Annotated in this window: 16 protein-coding genes; 8 read left to right on the forward strand and 8 right to left on the reverse strand. The window is 72.4% G+C overall.

What is annotated here, in order from left to right; translation table 11 throughout:
- Positions 1–4: 4 nt before the first annotated feature.
- The 4 genes from NYE39_RS10970 to NYE39_RS10985 all read right to left on the reverse strand — a co-directional run bounded on the left by NYE39_RS10970 (position 5) and on the right by NYE39_RS10985 (position 4,432).
- Positions 5–481 carry a hypothetical protein gene (locus tag NYE39_RS10970; RefSeq protein WP_341012691.1) on the reverse strand — a complete coding sequence of 159 codons (477 nt, stop codon included), beginning with the start codon at positions 479–481 and terminating at the stop codon, positions 5–7.
- A gap of 67 nt (positions 482–548) precedes the next feature.
- Entirely contained in the window at positions 549–1,862 is a 1,314-nt protein-coding gene (locus NYE39_RS10975; RefSeq protein ID WP_341012692.1) for a hypothetical protein, read from the reverse strand.
- Between the two features lie 109 nt (positions 1,863–1,971).
- The gene (locus tag NYE39_RS10980; protein ID WP_341012693.1) at positions 1,972–3,438 is read right to left on the reverse strand and encodes a CCA tRNA nucleotidyltransferase; all 1,467 of its coding nucleotides are present in this window, start codon (positions 3,436–3,438) and stop codon (positions 1,972–1,974) included.
- Positions 3,439–3,478: 40 nt separating this feature from the next.
- The gene (locus tag NYE39_RS10985; protein WP_341012694.1) at positions 3,479–4,432 is read right to left on the reverse strand and encodes an esterase/lipase family protein; all 954 of its coding nucleotides are present in this window, start codon (positions 4,430–4,432) and stop codon (positions 3,479–3,481) included.
- Positions 4,433–4,588: 156 nt separating this feature from the next.
- Between NYE39_RS10985 and NYE39_RS10990 the strand changes: the two genes are divergently transcribed.
- The 8 genes from NYE39_RS10990 (at position 4,589) to trxA (ending at position 13,786) form a co-directional block, all read left to right on the forward strand.
- Positions 4,589–5,071: an NUDIX hydrolase gene (locus tag NYE39_RS10990; protein ID WP_072626027.1), complete on the forward strand. Its 483-nt coding sequence runs from the start codon at positions 4,589–4,591 to the stop codon at positions 5,069–5,071.
- On the forward strand, positions 5,044–7,074 hold the full coding sequence (locus tag NYE39_RS10995) for a DUF6049 family protein (RefSeq protein ID WP_341012695.1): 2,031 nt from the start codon (positions 5,044–5,046) through the stop codon (positions 7,072–7,074). The genes NYE39_RS10990 and NYE39_RS10995 overlap by 28 nt, the downstream gene beginning before the upstream one ends.
- 3 nt (positions 7,075–7,077) lie before the next feature.
- Positions 7,078–8,754 (forward strand): murein biosynthesis integral membrane protein MurJ, encoded by a 1,677-nt coding sequence (murJ, locus tag NYE39_RS11000; protein WP_341012696.1) that lies wholly within the window; start codon positions 7,078–7,080, stop codon positions 8,752–8,754.
- A 93-nt stretch (positions 8,755–8,847) separates the two neighbouring features.
- Entirely contained in the window at positions 8,848–10,857 is a 2,010-nt protein-coding gene (locus NYE39_RS11005; protein ID WP_341012697.1) for a hypothetical protein, read from the forward strand.
- A gap of 11 nt (positions 10,858–10,868) precedes the next feature.
- Positions 10,869–11,495, forward strand: coding sequence for an RNA polymerase sigma factor SigM (sigM, locus tag NYE39_RS11010; RefSeq protein WP_341012698.1), 627 nt, complete (start codon positions 10,869–10,871; stop codon positions 11,493–11,495).
- Positions 11,492–12,253: a hypothetical protein gene (locus tag NYE39_RS11015; RefSeq protein ID WP_341012699.1), complete on the forward strand. Its 762-nt coding sequence runs from the start codon at positions 11,492–11,494 to the stop codon at positions 12,251–12,253. Before sigM ends, NYE39_RS11015 begins: the two co-directional genes overlap by 4 nt.
- Positions 12,254–12,387: 134 nt before the next feature.
- Entirely contained in the window at positions 12,388–13,407 is a 1,020-nt protein-coding gene (gene trxB, locus NYE39_RS11020) for a thioredoxin-disulfide reductase (RefSeq protein WP_072626032.1), read from the forward strand.
- 55 nt (positions 13,408–13,462) lie between these two features.
- Positions 13,463–13,786: a thioredoxin gene (trxA, locus tag NYE39_RS11025; protein ID WP_072626033.1), complete on the forward strand. Its 324-nt coding sequence runs from the start codon at positions 13,463–13,465 to the stop codon at positions 13,784–13,786.
- Between the two features lie 96 nt (positions 13,787–13,882).
- On the opposite strand, the gene NYE39_RS11030 is transcribed toward trxA, so the two are convergent.
- The 4 genes from NYE39_RS11030 to NYE39_RS11045 all read right to left on the reverse strand — a co-directional run bounded on the left by NYE39_RS11030 (position 13,883) and on the right by NYE39_RS11045 (position 17,737).
- Positions 13,883–15,037, reverse strand: a complete 1,155-nt coding sequence (locus NYE39_RS11030; RefSeq protein ID WP_192911201.1) for a ParB/RepB/Spo0J family partition protein — start codon at positions 15,035–15,037, stop codon at positions 13,883–13,885.
- The gene (locus NYE39_RS11035; protein ID WP_341012700.1) at positions 15,034–16,125 is read right to left on the reverse strand and encodes a ParA family protein; all 1,092 of its coding nucleotides are present in this window, start codon (positions 16,123–16,125) and stop codon (positions 15,034–15,036) included. The genes NYE39_RS11030 and NYE39_RS11035 overlap by 4 nt, the downstream gene beginning before the upstream one ends.
- A 291-nt stretch (positions 16,126–16,416) precedes the next feature.
- Positions 16,417–16,815 carry a 16S rRNA (guanine(527)-N(7))-methyltransferase RsmG gene (locus NYE39_RS11040; protein ID WP_341012701.1) on the reverse strand — a complete coding sequence of 133 codons (399 nt, stop codon included), beginning with the start codon at positions 16,813–16,815 and terminating at the stop codon, positions 16,417–16,419.
- Positions 16,816–17,089: 274 nt separating this feature from the next.
- Entirely contained in the window at positions 17,090–17,737 is a 648-nt protein-coding gene (locus tag NYE39_RS11045) for a Jag family protein (RefSeq protein WP_072626036.1), read from the reverse strand.
- Positions 17,738–17,777: the final 40 nt, after the last annotated feature.

The raw sequence follows: 17,777 nt of genomic DNA on the forward strand, positions 1-17,777 counted from the left end.
TACCTCACGGGTTGACGCGGACGGAGTCCACGATGGCGTCAATGGTCGCGTAGTCCTGCTCGCGTCGCGAGCCGGCGTACGACCCGGTCACCTGGACGACGTCGAAGACGTCGTTGTGCCGCTGCGCGGTGAACCAGTGGACCTGGCCGACGGTCCCGGCCTGGTCGTCGACGAAGGCCAGGTCGGCGCCGAGCCACTCGCGGCCACCGACGGACAGCTGCTTGAGGGCCCCGACCTGCCCGTCGCGGCGCTGCTGCGCGTACTGGGTCAGCTCGGCCTGGATCTCGTCGGGCCCGAAGGGGGCGAGCCGCTGGTAGTAGCGGACGACGACGTTGGCCAGGAAGTGGTCGGCGCCCTGCGCGTCGTCACGGATGGCGATGAGCGTGTCGGGGGCCCAGACCTGGGTCCATCCCTCGGGCATGTCGAGGCTCACGGGCGGCGGGCCGGGGACGACCTCGCTCGGGTAGCTGATGCGGGTCATGCTGCTCTCCTGTGGTCATGAGGGCGGCGGGGCTGCGGCCCAGCCTGCCATCTCGGTCGAAGGGGGGTCACCACCAGTTGCCGGGGTTGATCGGTGAGTCCGCGAGCGCCTGACCGGCGTCGGCCAGGCCGTCGACGATCTCGTTGGGGGAGATCGACACGTCGAAGGACAGCGACCCACCGACGCCGAGGGTCGCGCCGATGTCGGCCGAGATGCTGATCTCCTCCATGGAGACCTCGGCCCCGACGTCGGCCTCGACACCGATGCCGTAGGACAGCGACCCGGAGACCCCGACGTCGGCGGGACCGAGGTCCTGGCTCACGCCGCCCTCGATGCTGCCGCCGGCGAAGGCCTCGAAACCGGCCTCCACCTGGGCGCCGGCCGGGCCGATCTGCCCGCTGGCGCCTGCCTCGGCCTCCGCGCCGATGTAGCCCTCGGCGTTGGCCGTCGTCCCGTGGTTATTGCCCCAGTGGGCCTCGCCACGGGCCAGGTAGGCGCCGGCCTCGGCACCGGCCTCGATGTAGGCGCCGCGGGTCGCGTCGACGCCCATCGATCCCTGACTCTCGGCGTTGTACGAGAGGACCTCGCCACTCGCCCCGGTCTGGTCGTCGCCGACCTGCCCACCGGCGACCCGGTCGCTCACGCCGGCGTCCCACAGGTCCTGCTCGACGATCGGCTCGCTCTGGACACCGTCGAGGACGGCCTGGGTGGTCGCGAGGCCCTCGTGGTCGAAGGAGCGCTCGTGCGACCAGGACTCGCCCCACTCACCTCGTCCGGCGGTGCTCCGCGTGCTCTCGCGGGTGGTCTCCCACCCGCCGTCGTGCTCGGTCGTGCGGATGTCGGTGTGCGTGTCGCCGAAGATGCTCTGGCTGTCGCGCCAGGTGCCGTCCGCCCCCTCCTGCCAGGTCCGGCCGGTGAGCGGGTCGTAGTGGTGGAGGTTGCCGTGTTCGTCGCGGTTGGTCCGAACGCCCATCGACCCCGGGTCACGCTCGAAGATGTCGTAGCCGCTCGGGCGGTCGTAGGTGCGCCGAGGGCCGTCCTGACCGGCACCGTCACCGACCGTGCCGGTGCCGCGCGACCCGCCCGCCCCCGGTCCACCGCTCCCGCCGGCCCCTGACGCCTGGTCCTGGTCCTCGGCCTGGCGCTCCAGCCCGGTGGCGAGCGCCCGGAGGGTCTCGGTGGCGGCGCCGATCTGCTTGGCGGCGTCGGAGGTCCAGCGCACGACGAGCTCCTGCCCGTCGTCACCGAGCCAGTGCTCGCGCAGGCGCCCGGCACTCGCATTGCCCTCGCCGAGGACGTTCGTGAGGGCCTGGACCTCGCCCCGCAGCTGACCCGCGATCTGGCGGACTCGGCCGGAGTCCATGCCGTGCTGGACGCTCATGTGTCTCTCCCCTGGTGGCCCCGTGGGCCTCGAGTGCGGTCAGCACCCAACCTAGGCAGGTCCGGTCGGGCAGGACATGGGGAGCACTCCCCCCTTCGCCCGGCAGGTGTCAGGAGCGCTGCGCCCACCACTGCCGCAGCCGCTCCTGGGCGGCCTCGGCGCCGATCGGCCCCTCGTCGAGGCGCACCTGGAGCAGGTAGCGGTAGGCCTCGCCGAGGACCGGGCCCGGCTCGATCCCCAAGACCGCGGCGATCTGGTTGCCGTCGAGCTCGGGGCGCACCTTGTCCAGCTCCTCCTGCTCGCGCAGGACGGCGATCCGCTCCTCGAGGTCGTCGTAGGCGCGGCGCAGGCGGGCGGCCTTGCGCTGGTTGCGCGTCGTGCAGTCGGCGCGGGTCAGGCGGTGCAGCCGCTCGAGCAGCGGGCCGGCGTCGGTGACGTAGCGCCGGACCGCGGAGTCGGTCCACTGGCCCTCGCCGTAGCCGTGGAAGCGCAGGTGCAGCTCGACGAGACGGGCCACGGCCTTGGTCGTGTCCTTGTCGAAGCGCAGCGCCTTCATCCGCTTGGCCGTGAGCTTGGCGCCCACGACGTCGTGGTGGTGGAAGGAGACGCCACCCCCCGCCTCGAAGCGCCGGGTGCGCGGCTTGCCGATGTCGTGCAGCAGCGCCGCCAGGCGCAGCACGAGGTCAGGTGCCGGCACCGGGTGGTCGGGGTCGGCGTCGGGGCCCGACAGCGGGGGCCCCTCGAGGTCGATCGCCTGCTGCAGCACGGTGAGCGAGTGCTCGTAGACGTCCTTGTGCCGGTGGTGCTCGTCGATCTCCAGGCGAAGGGCGGGCAGCTCCGGCAGCACCTGCTCGGCGAGCCCGGTGTCGACGAGGACCCGCAGACCGGCCACCGGGTCGTCCGCGAGGAGGAGCTTGACGAGCTCGTCACGCACCCGCTCGGCCGAGACGATCTCGAGGGTGCCGGCCGCCGCGGTCATCGCCTCGAGCACCTCGGGAGCCGGGACGACCCCGAGCTGGGCGACGAAGCGCGCCGCGCGCATCATCCGCAGCGGGTCGTCGCTGAAGGAGACCTCGGGAGTCGACGGCGTGCGCAGCCGACCGGCGGCGAGGTCGAGCATGCCCCCGTGCGGGTCGACGAGCTCGAGGTCAGGCAGCCGCAGCGCCATGGCGTTGACGGTGAAGTCGCGGCGCACGAGGTCGTCCTCGAGGTTGTCGCCGAAGGCGACGACCGGCTTGCGGGTCACCCCGTCGTAGGCGTCGGCGCGGTAGGTCGTCACCTCGACCGTGTCCGACCCCTTGCGGGCGCCGATCGTGCCGAACTCGCGCCCCATGTCCCAGTGCGCGTCGCCCCAGTCGGCGAGGATCGCCTCGGTCTGCTCCGGGCTCGCGGAGGTCGTGAAGTCGAGGTCACCGCTGGTGCGTCCGAGGAAGGCGTCACGGACCGGGCCGCCGACGAGAGCCAGGTCATGACCCCCCTTCGCAAAGCGCTCACCCAGGTCGGTGAGCAGCGGCACCGTCGGGGCCAGGTGGGCCACGGCGGCACGCAGGATCTCCGGGGGCAGGTCGGGGGACATGGGGCCCAAGGTTACGTGGGCACCGTCCCCCGACCCGACATCACAGCACCGGGGCGTTGGGCAGGCAGCGCAGGGTGCCCGACCCGTCGGCCTTGAGCGCGCGCTTGGTGATGTCGATGACCCGGGGGCTGTGGGTCATCGACAGGTGGTCGCTGACGTCGATCGCGCACCCGTCCTGGAGGGTGATGTTGCGGACCGTGGCTCCCGGACCGGCGGTGAGGAAGGTGCTGCGGTAGGGGGTGACCACCTCGTCGTACTTCGTCCCGATGACGGTGTAGTCGACCCCGGGCACGGTGTCGCCGTCGGCCGTGAGGGCGGTGATGTACTCCGACCCCTGCATCTGGTCGACGGCGGCCTGGCCCAGCCCGGCCCGGGTGAGGTCGGTCGCCCCGACGGCCTCGGCGATCGTCCCCAGACCCGACAGGGTCGTGCCGTGGTGGCTGCCGGCGAGGGTCACGACGTCGTCGACCCCACCGCCGCCGTGCTTCTTCAGCACGTCCGTGATGAGCGTGCCGCCCTGGGACCAGCCGACCATGTCGAGCTTGCTGGCCCCGGTGCGCTCGCGGACGGTGGCGGCGAAGGCCGCGAGCTCGTCCCCGTTGCCCGAGAGCCCGGTCGTCCCGTAGACGCCGGGGATCTGGGCGGCGGCGTCGGTGCCGTCGGTGCCGTAGTTGAAGGAGTACACGCAGTAGCCGGCCCACTTCAGCTCCGGCGCCATCCGGGCGAAGGAGTCGTACTGGTTGGCATAGGTGCCGTGGACGAGGACCACGGGGTTCTCCCCGGCCCGGGGGGTGCACCCCCAGTCGTTGACGCCCTGCGGCTGTGCATCGGGGTGGACCAGTGAGTAGAGGAGCGAGCTGCTGAAGTTCAGCTGGTAGGGACCGGTGACCGGCTCCGCCTCCTGTGCGGCGCCCGCCGAGCCCACCCCCCAGGTCAGGCTGATGAGGGTGGCGGCACCGGCCGCCGTGAAGGTCCTGCGGAGGGTGGGCTGCATCAGAGTCTCCCTGGGATCGTGCGTCGTCGTCGACGCGGTCCGTCCTCGTTGACGGACCTACCAGACAGTAGTGACGACGGCGCGACCCCGCAGTGCGGGAAGGGCAGGGTTCGCCACCCGAGGAGGCCCCTGAGGTCGCATGGCTACAGTGACCACATGAGTCACCCCGCTCCCACCTCCGGACCGCAGCGCCGTCTGCCCGCGGTCGAGGAGCGCAGCGCGGGCGGGGTGGTCGTCGACGTCCACGAGGGCGAGGCGCGGATCGCCGTCATCGCCCGACGCAACCGAGCCGGTCGTCTCGAGTGGTGCCTGCCCAAGGGGCACATCGAGGGCGAGGAGACGCTCGTCGAGACCGCTGCCCGCGAGGTCGCCGAGGAGACCGGCATCGAGGCGCGGGTCCTCGTCGAGCTCGGGACCATCGACTACTGGTTCGCCACCCCCGACCGACGGATCCACAAGTTCGTCCACCACTACCTGCTCGAGGCCATCGGCGGGTACCTGACGATCGACAACGACCCCGACCACGAGGCCGTCGACGTCGCCTGGCTCCCCCTGCGCGAGGCGCACCGACACCTGACCTTCCCCAACGAACGACGCATCGCGAGGGAGGCGTGGCAGCGGCTCGCCGGCGACGCCTGAGCGCGGGCATCGCGGGCCTGCTGCTCGCCCTGCTCGTCGCGCTCCCCGTCGCTGCCGCACCCGCCGGTCCGGGCGATGCCCGGATCACGATCACCTCGATCACCCCGGTCGTCGACGGCGACGGCACCGCCACCGTCCGTGGCCGGGTGAGCAACACCGGCAGCGAGACCCTCGACGGCCCGCGGGTCGCCGTGGTCCCCCAGGAGGCCGGCTCCGGCCGGTCCGACATCGCGGAGTGGGCGAAGGGGGACACCCCCGTCTCCGGGACGGCGCTCGCCGCGACGACCCTCGACGACGTGCCGGCCGGTGGCTCGGCGACCTTCACCCTGCAGGTCGACGGCACCGACCTGCTGCCGGGCACCTCCGCCGGCGCCGCCTGGGTGAGCATCCAGACCGATGCGCGCGCCGTGCACACCTTCATCGGGGTGCACCGGACCAAGGAGTACGAACCGCTCGACGTGCTCTGGGGCGTCCCGCTCCTCCTGCCCGCCGACCGCCGCCTGTGGAGCACCGGACGCGACGACCGGACACGGGCCTGGCAGGAGACCCTCGGCGAGGACTCGCGGCTGGCTGCGCTCACCGCCGAGGAGCCCGCCGACGACGAGTTCTGGCTCGTCGACCCCTCCCTGCTCGACGTGCCCGCGACCGGTGGTGACGTCCAGGACGCCGAGCGGGACGTGCGAAGGGAGTTCGCCGCCACCCTGCGCGAGCGGATCGTCGGCTCGCGGACCCTCGTGCTCGCCGACGCCGACGCCGACGTCGCCGCGGGCGCCGAGTCCGAGCCCGCGGGGCGCCTCGTCTCGGCCCGGCTCGCCGACGGCGCCCGGGTCGCGCAGGCCCTCGGGGCACGCAGCGACGTGCTCTGGCCGGCCGACGGGCTGGCCACCGGCGAGCGCGCCGAGGCCCTGCACGAGCTGCGGCCCGGCGGCGTCGACCCGACGCTGCTCGTCCCGAGCACGAGCCTGGAGCCGTCGGGCTTCACCCCGACGGGTGGCGAGCGCACCTCCGCCGGGAGCCCGGTCGTCGTGCGCGACGGGCCGCTGTCCCAGGTCGTCGAGGGCCTGGCCTCCGACGCCGACGTGACCCTGGCCCGCCAGCAGCTCGTCGCCGAGACCGCGGCCGTGCTCCGCGAGCGCCCCGGCACCTCCCGCACCGTCGTCATCGTCCCCGACCGGGGCAGCACCCCCTCAGCGACCGCCTGGCAGGAGCTGCGCGACAGCGCCGACGACATCCCGTGGCTCGGTGGCGGCGACCTGCGGTCGACGCTCGACCACGCCCGGGACGCCGAGGCCTCGCAGACGCCGCGCACGCGCGGCCAGATCGCCGACGCGACCCGGCCCGCGGCGACTCCCGGCCCGATGCTCGCCGAGAGCCGCGCCCAGCGACTGCTGCGCGACGCCCGGTCGATGGCCACCTTCGCCTCGGTGCGCTCCGACGGCACCGGCTGGCGGTCGCAGATGCAGACCTCGCTCCAGCAGCTGACGTCGACGCGGTGGCGGGGCCATGGCTACGGCTTCATCCGGATGCACGACGAGATCGAGCAGGAGGTGACCCTCGCCCGGGACGACCTCGTCGTCTCGTCGGGCGACGTCAACTTCTTCGCCGACACGGGTCGACTGCAGATCACCATCGTCAACAACACCGACGTCCAGCTGTCCAACCTCGCCGTTCGCCTCACCCCCGGCAACCACTCGTTGCGCATCGACGAGCAGCCCGAACTCGTGACCATCGGGCCCGGCGGGCGGCAGACCGTCACCGTGCAGGCCTCCGCCCTGGCGGCCGGGCAGGTCCCGGTCGACGTCGCGGTGACCACGCCCGGAGGGCGCGAGATCGCCGCACCGGCTTCCCTCCAGGTCAAGGTCCGGCCCACGGGGGACTCGATCTACTGGGTCATCGGCGGCGCGGCCGCGCTCCTGCTCGCGGCAGGCACGTGGCGTACCGTGCGGGGCGGCCGTCGCGCACGGGCGGCCGCGCCCGAGACCACGGACCCCGAGGGGACATGACGCATGAGCGAGGCCGCGACCCCGCAGGAGGACCTCGGCGACGAGGCCGAGCACCGCTCCGGCCCTGACATCGGCCGGTCCAGCGCGATCATGGCCTCGGGCACCCTCTTCTCCCGGGTGCTGGGCTTCGCCCGCAACAGCCTCACGGCCTATGTCGTCGGCCTGACGATCATCGCCGCCGACGCGTGGAATGCCGCCAACACGCTGCCCAACATCTTCCACCTGCTCATCGCCGGTGGCGTGCTCAATGCCGTCATCGTCCCCCAGATCACCCGGGCGATGCGCGACGCCGACGGCGGGACGACCTACATCAACCGGCTGCTCACGCTGTCGGTGACGGCCTTGGCCGTCATCACCCTGCTGCTCATGCTCGCGGCGCCGCTGCTCGTCTCGCTCGTCGTCTCCAGCAGCTGGCCGCCCGAGGCACGCACCTTGGCGACCGCCTTCGCCGTGCTGTGCCTGCCACAGGTCTTCTTCTACGGGCTCTACACGCTGCTCGGCCAGGTCCTCACGGCCCACCACAAGTTCGGGGCCTTCATGTGGTCACCGGCGCTGGCCAACCTCGTCGCCATCGGTGGCCTGCTGTGGTTCGTCCTCACCGACCAGACCCGCCAGGGTTCCGTCGACGAGTGGACCCCCACGATGATCGCCGTGCTCGGCGGGTCGGCGACCGTCTCGATCGCCCTGCAGGCCTTCGCGCTCGTCCCGGCCCTGCGCAGCACCGGCCTGCGCTTCCGCCCGGTCTGGGGGCTGCGCGGCAGTGGCCTGCGCGGGGCCTCGCGGATGGCGATGTGGGCCTTCGCCGCCGTCGTCGTCGGGCAGGGCGCCTACCTCGTCAACTCCCGGGTGCTCACGGGCGCCCTGCACGCCGCCGATGCCCAGGGGGTCGAGGGCGCCGGCCTGACCGCCTACGCCAACGCCTTCCTGCTCTTCATGCTGCCGCACGGCATCATCACCGTCTCCCTCGTCACCGCCCTCTTCACCCGGATCTCGCACGCCGCGCACGACGGCGACACGCGAGCGGTGACCGCCGACCTGCGCCGCGGCCTGACGCTGCCCGGCTCGATCCTGCTGCCGGGGACCGCGGCGATCCTCCTCGTCTCCCCGTGGCTGCTCGCGGCCGTCCTCCCGGGCACCCCGCGCGACCAGACGGACGCCTCCGTCGGTGTCCTCGTCGCCATGATGATCGGGCTCGTGCCCTACGGCTGGTTCTTCCTCGTGCAGCGCGCGTTCTACGCCTACGAAGACGGACGCACCCCCTTCGTCCTGCAGCTCGTCCTCACCGGGGTCGCCCTGACCTTCACCTTCGTCGGCAGCATCGGCGCCCCCGTCCACGCCGCCACCTGGGTCGGGCTGGGGCAGACCGTCTCCAACCTCGCCGCCGCGATCATCGGCCTGTGGCTGCTGCGTGGCCGCCTCGGGTCGCTGGGGCTGGCCCGCGTGGTCCGGCAGTTCGTGCGCATGGGCATCGCGACCGCGCTCGGGACCCTCGTGGGCTGGGGCGTGCTGCGCGGCCTGCTGGTCGTGGTCGACGGCGGCACCTGGGTCGGTGCCCTCGCCATCACCGCCCTCGTGGGCGTCGTCGTCGTCGCCGTGGCACTGGCGGTCTCCCTCCGCCTGCGGGTGGAGGAGGTCTCCGAGCTCCTCGCCCCGCTGACCCGGCGCCTGCGACGTGGCTGACGCGCCCCCGGACCCGGCTCCCCGGATGGGCCGCCGGGTGGACCTAGGATGGCGCGGCAGGCACACACCGACGAGAGGGGCAGCGTGCACGGGGTGAACCCGGGGACGGAGCTCGGTCGCTACACCGTCGAGACGCGGATCGAGGAGATCCCCGGCGGCGAGCGCTGGGCGGCGCGCGACACGACGCTCGACCGAGACGTGACGCTCGTCGTCATGCCCAGCGACGCAGACTCGACCGCTGCCGCACTCGACGCGGCCCGGCGGGCCGCCGGTGTCGAGGCGGCCCAGCTGGTGCGCATCCTCGACGTCGGCAGCGAGGACGGGCTGTCCTTCATCGCCGAAGACGCCGTGGGCGACGCGACGACCTACACCGAGGCCATCGGCACCGACGGGCTGCCCGCGGAGGAGGTTCGCCGGATCACCGGCGAGGTCGCCACGGGCATCGAGGCCGCCCGGGCCCGAGGCCTGCACCACCTGGCTCTGACCCCCGACCTGGTGCTCCTCACCGGCGACGGCCGGGTCAAGGTCCAGGGGCTGGCCACCGCTGCCGCCCTCGCCGGCATCGAGACCGAGGGTGAGGAGGCCGACCGCGACGACGCGACCGGCGTCGTGGCCCTGGCCTATGCCGGCCTCACCGGCACCTGGCCGCTCGATCGGCCCAGCGGACTGCCCAGCGCCACCCGCGACGGCAGCGGACCGCCACCCCCTTCGCGCGTGGCGGTCGGGGTCCCCGGTGACCTCGACACGATCTGCCGCGAGACGCTCGGCGAGGGCACCGGTCCGGACTCACCCGGTGACTACGCCGCCCAGATCGCCCCCTGGTCGCGCATCCCGCTCGCCGGGGCCCTGCGCACCGCGCCGTCCGCTGCCGACGAGACCACGCACGCCGTGCCGACAGGCTCCCGGTCCGACACCGAGACTCCCGACGAGGCGGGTGGCTCAGGTGCCGCCGTCGCCGGTGGGGCGCTCGCCGGCGGCGCCGCCGTGGCGTCCGCTGCCGACGGCGACGAGACGACGGCCATCCCGCGCGAGAGCGACGACGAGGTGACCCGCGAGATCAACCTCGGTCAGCGCGAGGGAGTCACCACCACGATCACCCGGGGCGACGAGACGCCGGCCGGGCGCAGCCAGCGCAGCCGGGCCGCCCGCGACGACGACAGCACGCAGCGACTGCCCCGAGAGCGCTCCCGCGACGAGGGCTCCCGCGACGAGAGCGCCCACGGCCGCCGGACCGCGGCGGCCGCCGCAGCTGCTGCCGCCGCCGGCGCCGTCGGCACCGGGGGCAAGGTCCTCGGCGACCGCCTCGGCAAGGCGGCCAAGACGGCTGGTGGCCGCTCCCGCGAGGCCATCCACGACGCCCGGGCCCGCCGCGAGGCCATCCGGGCCGACCAGCGCACCCGCAGCTCTCTCGGCTCGGCGCCGACGACCGCCGAGGTCGAGGCCCCGGCACCGCTGCTGCCGGCCGAGGCGGGCGCACCGCCGAGCCGCCGCCAGGCCAACCTCGTGCTCGTGCTCATGGCGGGCTTCGTCGCGCTCGCCTGCCTCTTCGGCGGTATCGGCGCCTCGCGGATCGGCTCCGGCTCCGACCTGGGCCGCATCCTCGGCGGTGACGAGACCACCGCGGTCGCCACGAGCGAGGACACCGGCGGCTCGGGCAGCTCCTCGGGTGGTGGCGAGCCGCTCGCCATCGCCAATGCCGCCGGCTACGACCCTGCCCCGGGTGACGGGGTCGAGCACAATGCCGAGGCACCGCGCGTCTACGACGGCAACCCCGACACCACCTGGACGACCGAGGGCTACGGCAGCGAGGCCTTCGGCGGCGTCAAGCAGGGCGTCGGCATCACCGTCGACCTGGGCCAGTCCCAGTCGATCAGCTCGGTGACCCTGCAGCTGCCGACGAGCGCCCAGGCCACCGTCTTCGCCGGCGAGCAGCCGGCCAACTCCGGTACCGAGGTCGGCCGCACCCAGGGCCGCACCGGCGAGGTGGAGCTGCAGCCCTCCTCGGCGGTCAACGGCCGCTACGTCACGGTGTGGTTCACCTCCCTGACCCCGAGCGACGACGGACGCTACCGCGCGGCGCTCGGCGAGATCACCGTCCGCTGAGGGGCCACCAGATGAGCGACGCATCCCTCGCCGAGATCGACGACCGGCTGCTCCTGCGCCGGCACGTCGAGGGCGATGCCGAAGCCTTCGGTGAGATCTACCGCCGCCACCGCGACCGCATGTGGGCCGTGGCGGTCGGCGTGTGCGGCGACCGCGAGATCGCGGCCGAGGCCGTCCAGGAGGGCTTCGTCTCCGCCTTCCGACGGGCCGGCTCCTACCGCGGTGACGCGGCGGTCACCACGTGGCTGCACCGCATCGTCGTCAACGCCTGCATCGACCTGACCCGCAAGGTCCGCCCGACGAGCGAGCTCACCGACGAGGTCATCGCGTCGGTGCCCCCGGCCGCCGACGCGACGGGCAAGGTCGACACCCGGCTGGCGGTGCACGAGGCGCTCACCCGCCTGTCCGACGAGCACCGGGTCGCGCTCGTGCTCGTCGACATGCACGGGCTCCCCGTGGCCGAGGCCGCGCAGATCCTCGACATCCCCACGGGCACGGTCAAGTCCCGCTGCTCGCGCGGCCGTGAGGCCCTCGGCAAGATCCTCGCGGCCGCAGGTGTGGGCGTCGACGGAACCTCAGGCGCCGCTGCCTCGTCAGACACAACAGGCCACCAGACAGACGAAGGGAGGCGGCCATGACCCAGGACCAGGACCCCACCGGGATGCGTCACCTCCTCGCCTCCCTCCGGGAGAGCGGGCCGATGCCCGACGACCTGGCCGAGCGCATCCGCGCCACGCTCGCGGACGAGCAGGCCGCCCGCACCGATCCCGACCGTGCGGGCGAGCCCGACGAGGACTCCCTGGCCGAGGACGAGGGCTCCGGCTTCTGGAGCACGATGAGCGAGCCCGATGGTCCCCGCCGGCGCCGCTCGGTCGCCCCGTGGATCCTCGGTGCGGCTGCAGCGACGGTCGTCGCGCTGGGCGTGGGCGGGTTGATGCTCTCGCAGAGCGGGTCCGACGAGGCTGGCAGCGCCGGAGACGCCGCGCCGATGCAGACCTCGAGCCAGAGCTCGGCCACCGAGAGCTCGGCGGCCGCGGACGGCAGCGAAGCTAGGGGTGAGGTCCCGGCCTTCTCGATCACCGCCAGTGGCACCGACTACACCCGCTCGTCGCTGGGGTCCGAGGCGGCCACGCTGCTCGAGGACCCGACGCAGGCCCCCGAGCCCAAGAACGACAAGGTCCTCGGCACCCTGACGACCGCGGCCGGGGCGACGGACTGCCTCACCCGCCTGGGTCAGCCACAGCTGCAGGCCGTCGTCATCGACGTGGCGACCTTCGAGGGCAAGGACGGGTTGCTGCTCATCGCGCAGACCCCGCCCGACGGCGAGGCCCGGGCCTGGGCGATCACCTCCGGGTGCGAGCCGATCTGGCCCGACTCCGTCGCCGTCCCGCAGTAGCCCGACCCGCGGGCGGGTCTGCGGCCGGTGAGGTGATCCCCCTTCATCGTGCAGTGGGCGACCATGGAACAGACCGCGCCTACGATGACGTTGTCACCTCAGACCGACTTCACCCGACCCCAAGGACTCACCCCGTGGCCGACGCCAGCACCGACATCCGCAATGTCATCATCATCGGTTCCGGCCCCGCGGGATACACCGCGGCCGTCTACGCCGCCCGCGCCAACCTCGAGCCGTTGATGTTCGAGGGGTCCGTCACCGCCGGCGGCGCCCTGATGAACACGACCCACGTCGAGAACTTCCCCGGCTTCACCGAGGGCATCATGGGCCCCGACCTCATGCTCAACATGCGCGCCCAGGCCGAGCGCTTCGGCACCGAGATCGTCACCGACGACGTGACCGCGGTCGAGCTCACCGGCCCGGTCAAGGTGGTCACCGACGGTGAGGGCAACACCCACCGGGCCCGCGCAGTCATCCTCGCGATGGGGTCGGCCTACCGCGAGCTCGGCCTCCCCGACGAGAAGCGCCTGTCCGGGCACGGCGTCAGCTGGTGCGCGACGTGCGACGGCTTCTTCTTCCGCGAGCAGGACATCGTCGTCGTCGGCGGCGGCGACTCCGCCGTCGAGGAGGCCACCTTCCTGACGAAGTTCGCCCGCTCGGTGACCATCGTCCACCGCCGCGACGAGCTGCGCGCCAGCAAGATCATGGCCGACCGTGCCCACTCCAACGACAAGATCCGCTTCGCGTGGAACTCCGAGGTCGCCGCGATCCACGGCGACGACAAGGTCACCGGCCTGACCCTGCGCGACACCGTCACCGGCGAGACCCGTGAGATCGAGGCCACCGGGCTCTTCGTGGCCATCGGCCACGACCCGCGCAACGAGCTCGTCCGAGACGTCGTCGACCTCGACGACGAGGGCTACGTGCTCACCGAGGGCCGGTCCTCCCGGACCAACCTCGACGGCGTCTTCGCCGCCGGTGACCTCGTCGACCACACCTATCGTCAGGCGATCACGGCCGCCGGCTCCGGCTGCGCAGCCGCGCTCGACGCCGAGCGCTGGCTCGCGGCCCACGAGGAGGCTGCGGCTCCCGCCGTGGACCAGGCCCTGACCGCCCAGGACAACCCCGTCGCCGGCACCGTCGGCGCCCGCTGAGCGGTCCTGCCGCACCGACCCCCAGACCACACCCACCGAGAGAGAAGGACCCCCAATGGCTACCTCCCCCACCACCGACGCCACCTTCGACCAGGACGTCCTCGAGAGCGACACCCCGGTCCTCGTCGACTTCTGGGCCACCTGGTGCGGCCCGTGCCGCGCTGTCGCCCCCGTCCTCGAAGAGCTGTCCGGTCAGTACGACGGCAAGCTGAAGATCGTCAAGCTCGACACCGACGCCAACCCGCAGATCACGGCGCGCTACGGCATCACGTCGATCCCGACGATGCACGTCTTCAAGGACGGCGAGATCGTCAAGACCCTCGTGGGCGCCATGCCCAAGCCCAAGCTGGTCAAGGAGATCGAGCCCTTCGTCGGCTGAGTTTGCCTGTGGCACAGCGAGATTCGTCTCGTTGACCATGTGAGAGGGCCCCACGGTGATGTCACCGTGGGGCCCTCTCGCATGTCGTGGTCCAGCTCAGCCGTCGACGTCCTCGGAGGCCACGCCCATCTGACCGAGGACGCGATGCAGGTCCTCCATCGAGGCGAACTCGATCGTCATCCGGCCCTTGCGCTGCCCGAGGTTGATCTTGACCCGGGTGTCCAGGCGGTCACTCACCCGACCGGCTAGGTCGTCGAGCTGGGGGTGGTGGCGCCCGGCGCGCGGAGCCGTCCGCCGCTCCTTCTCCGGGGCCAGGCCCAGAGCGACGATCTCCTCGACGCTGCGCACGGACAGGCCCTCGGCGACGATGCGCTGCGCCAGCCGCTCCATCTGCTCCCCGTCGTCGAGAGTGAGGAGCGCCCGCGCGTGACCAGCGCTGAGCACACCCGCCGCCACGCGGCGAGCCACCATCGGCGGCAGCCGCAGCAGGCGCAGCGTGTTGGAGATCTGCGGCCGCGACCGGCCGATGCGGCCGGCGAGCTCTTCCTTGGTGCAGCCGAAGTCGTCGAGGAGCTGCTGGTAGGCGGCCGCCTCCTCCAGGGGGTTGAGGTTGCTGCGGTGGAGGTTTTCGAGGAGCGCGTCACGCAGGAGGTCGTCGTCCTCGGTGGCCTTGACGATCGCCGGGATGCTCTCGCGCTCCGCGGCTCGGCTGGCACGCCAGCGACGCTCACCCATGATGAGCTCGAAGTCGACGCCGTCGTCACCATCGCTCACCCGGCGCACGACGATCGGTTGCAGGACCCCGATCTCCCGGATCGAGTGGACCAACTCGCTCATGTCGTCCTCGTCGAAGACGGTGCGCGGCTGGCGCGGGTTGGGCCGGATCGCGTCGAGCGGGATCTCCGCGAAGCTGGCGCCGGGGACGGGCGCGAGGCGGTCGCCGGGGTCGTCCGTCGTGGCCGAGGTGCCCGGAGCCTCGTCGGCGGGCGAGGGGTCGCTCACCGAGCCCTCAGCACCCGTCTCGGGCGAGACGTCCATGGTCACGGCGTCATGGTCCGCGGGGACCGGGGTGGCCGGCGCCTGGGCAGTCGCCTCGGCGATCTTGCCGGCGACGGTGTTGGGCAGGGCAGTGGGCCGCTCCTGGTCACGGAAGAAGACGTCCACCGGTCGCTCTGCAGACCGGCCGGCGGCCGCAGAGTCAGGGATCAGGGCGCCGAGGCCACGTCCGAGTCCGCGTCGCTTGTCACTCATGCGTTGTCCTTCTGCTCTGCGCCGCGGCGGGCGATCTCGGTGGCCGCGTCGGTGTAGGACCGGGCGCCCGTGCTCTGGGGGTCGTAGGTGATGACCGTCTGCCCGTGGCTTGGCGCCTCGGAGACGCGAACGGATCGGGGGACGGTGGAGCTGAGGACCTGCTCAGGGAAGTGCTCGCGCACCTCCTGGGCGACCTGGGCGGACAGCCGGGTGCGGCCGTCGTACATGGTCAGCAGGATCGTCGACACGTGCAACGCCGGGTTGAGGTGCGTGCGGATGAGGTCGATGTTCTTCAGCAGCTGACTCAGGCCCTCGAGGGCGTAGTATTCGCACTGGATCGGGATGAGCACCTCACGCGCGGCCACGAAGGCGTTGACCGTGAGCAGCCCGAGACTCGGCGGGCAGTCGATGAGGACGTAGTCGATACGAGGATCCCCGGCCTCCTCGCGCTCGGCCATCCACGCCGCGATGGCCTTGCTCAGACGGCTCTCGCGGGCGACGAGGGAGACCAGCTCGATCTCGGCACCGGCGAGGTCGATCGTCGCGGGGACGCACCAGAGGTTGTCGACGTCGGGGCAGGCCTGCATGACCTCGGAGATCGGCGTGCCGTCGACGAGCACGTCGTAGATGCTCGGCACCTCGGCGTGGTGATCGATGTTGAGGGCCGTGCTGGCGTTGCCCTGGGGGTCGGTGTCGATGAGCAGGACCTGCAGCCCCGCGTCAGCCAGAGCCGCTGCGATGTTCACCGCGGTCGTCGTCTTGCCGACCCCACCCTTCTGGTTGGACACCGTGATGATGCGCGGCTGCGGAGGGCGGGGCAGCGCCGTGGTCACACGTGGTGCCGTGGACGAGCCGTCGACGACCTCCGGTTGGCTGGTCGTGGGGTCCACGGGGCACTCCTCGTCATCGTTGGCCTCGTGGACCCTGTCATCCGGTACCAGCGTGCCGACGGCGCTCGCGTCGGGTGTCTCGGGCACGGTCTCCGAGGACGCTGGGTGCACCCCGAACCAGCCGATCGGTGCGGTGTCGGTGGGGACCTCGAGGGCCGGCCATCCGATACCCGGGGCGACGGTGCGTGGTGTGGTCACCGAGACATTCCTCCTCAAGGGACTGCGAGCCCAGCCATACAACCCCAGACCGGGACGACACGCCAAACGGGGAGCGGGCTGTGGACAAATGGGGGGCAATTCGGGGGTTTTCCACCGAATCAGTCGTGTTGTCCACAGAATCAGTGGACAACGGGATGGGTGTTCGCGGCCGGGTGCAGGAGCTCATCGAGGGATGGCACACCCATCGCCAGATGCGTTTCACGTGAAACGAGGCGATCGTCGCGGCCCGGCGTTTCACGTGAAACGCCGGGGCCGTCAGGAGCGCGCGCCTCAGGTCCGCGCCGTCCCGACGGTGCAGTCGACCGTGAGCGTGGGGGCGGGGAGGACGTCCGCGCCGTGCTCGGTGATCGTGGTCGCGGTGACACCCAGTCGCCGCAGCACCTTGGTCGCCTTGTCGATCTCGGCCGAGGCCGACTGTCCCTTCATCGCCACGAGCTGCCCGCCGGGAGCCACCATCGGGCAGCACCAGCGCGCCAGCTTGTCGAGGGCCGCCACCGCACGCGCGGTGACATGCGGAGCGGACAGGACCCCGTGGAACTCCTCGGCGCGACCCCGGTGCACCGTGACGTTGTCCAGGCCGGTGGCCTCGGTAGCGGCACGCAACCACTCCGTGCGCCGTTGCATCGGCTCGACCAGGTGCACGTCGAGGTCGGGTCGGGCGATGGCCACGGCGAGGCCCGGAAGGCCCGCTCCCGAGCCGACGTCGATGACCTTCCCCCTCGGTGAAGGCGTCCTCGATGACGGCGCAGTTGAGGATGTGCCGCTCCCACAGGATCGGGAGCTCGCGCGGACCGATGAGTCCGTGACTCACGCCCGTGTCCGCGAGCACTGCGGCGAATGTCTCGGCACGAGGAAGGCGCCCGCCGAAGAATCGGCGGGCGCCCTCGGGTGCCTCGGGGATGTCGATCGTCATGCCCCTAGCGTTTCACGTGAAACGGGATGCTCACACCTCGGATGCATCGGGCTCGGCCTCGCCCGTGGTCTCCGCCACGGACTCCCCGTCGGCAGGCTCGGCGCTCTCGCCAGCGGCAGGGGCCACCTGTGCGGGGTGAACGACGACGAATCGTCGCGGCTCGGTGCCGGAGGAGTCCGACTCGAGGCCCGCGGCGAGCACCTCGTCGTGGACGACCTTGCGCTCGAAGGCACTCATCGGCTCGAGGTCGACCGAGTTGCCGGAGGTCTTGACCTCCTCGATCGCGGTGCGGGCGATCTCGACGAGCTCGGCCCGACGGGCTGCGCGGTGACCGGCGACGTCGAGCATCAAGCGGCTGCGGTCACCCGTGGCCGACTGCACGGCCAGGCGCGTCAGCTCCTGCAGTGCCTCGAGCACCTTGCCGTCCTGCCCGACGAGGCGGCGTGGCACGCGGCCCTCGTCGGAGTCGACGATGGCCACGGCGGCGCGGTCCCCGTCGATGTCCAGGTCGATGTCGCCGTCGAGGTCAGCGATGTCGAGAAGCGTCTCGAGGAAGTCGGCAGCGACCTCCCCTTCGCGCTCCAGGAGCTGGCGTCGGTTCTTCTTCGGGGCCGGCGCCTGCTCTGCGGGCGCGTCAGCCTGGTCCTCAACGACCTCGGTCGTCAGGTTGTCGCTCATGGTCTCTCCTGCGTGTGGCGGTCGACGGGCCCGGACCTCC

This window comes from Janibacter sp. FSL W8-0316 (assembly GCF_038004165.1).
In the GTDB taxonomy this organism is placed as follows: Bacteria; Actinomycetota; Actinomycetes; order Actinomycetales; family Dermatophilaceae; genus Janibacter; species Janibacter indicus.

Bases quoted from the DNA above. Each gene is read 5' to 3' on its own strand.
- NYE39_RS10970 (WP_341012691.1), bottom strand. From the start codon at position 481: ATGACCCGCATCAGCTACCCGAGCGAGGTCGTCCCCGGCCCGCCGCCC.
- NYE39_RS10975 (WP_341012692.1), bottom strand. From the start codon at position 1,862: ATGAGCGTCCAGCACGGCATGGACTCCGGCCGAGTCCGCCAGATCGCG.
- NYE39_RS10980 (WP_341012693.1), bottom strand. From the start codon at position 3,438: ATGTCCCCCGACCTGCCCCCGGAGATCCTGCGTGCCGCCGTGGCCCAC.
- NYE39_RS10985 (WP_341012694.1), bottom strand. From the start codon at position 4,432: ATGCAGCCCACCCTCCGCAGGACCTTCACGGCGGCCGGTGCCGCCACC.
- NYE39_RS10990 (WP_072626027.1), top strand. From the start codon at position 4,589: ATGAGTCACCCCGCTCCCACCTCCGGACCGCAGCGCCGTCTGCCCGCG.
- murJ (WP_341012696.1), top strand. From the start codon at position 7,078: ATGAGCGAGGCCGCGACCCCGCAGGAGGACCTCGGCGACGAGGCCGAG.
- sigM (WP_341012698.1), top strand. From the start codon at position 10,869: ATGAGCGACGCATCCCTCGCCGAGATCGACGACCGGCTGCTCCTGCGC.
- NYE39_RS11015 (WP_341012699.1), top strand. From the start codon at position 11,492: ATGACCCAGGACCAGGACCCCACCGGGATGCGTCACCTCCTCGCCTCC.
- trxA (WP_072626033.1), top strand. From the start codon at position 13,463: ATGGCTACCTCCCCCACCACCGACGCCACCTTCGACCAGGACGTCCTC.
- NYE39_RS11030 (WP_192911201.1), bottom strand. From the start codon at position 15,037: ATGAGTGACAAGCGACGCGGACTCGGACGTGGCCTCGGCGCCCTGATC.
- NYE39_RS11045 (WP_072626036.1), bottom strand. From the start codon at position 17,737: ATGAGCGACAACCTGACGACCGAGGTCGTTGAGGACCAGGCTGACGCG.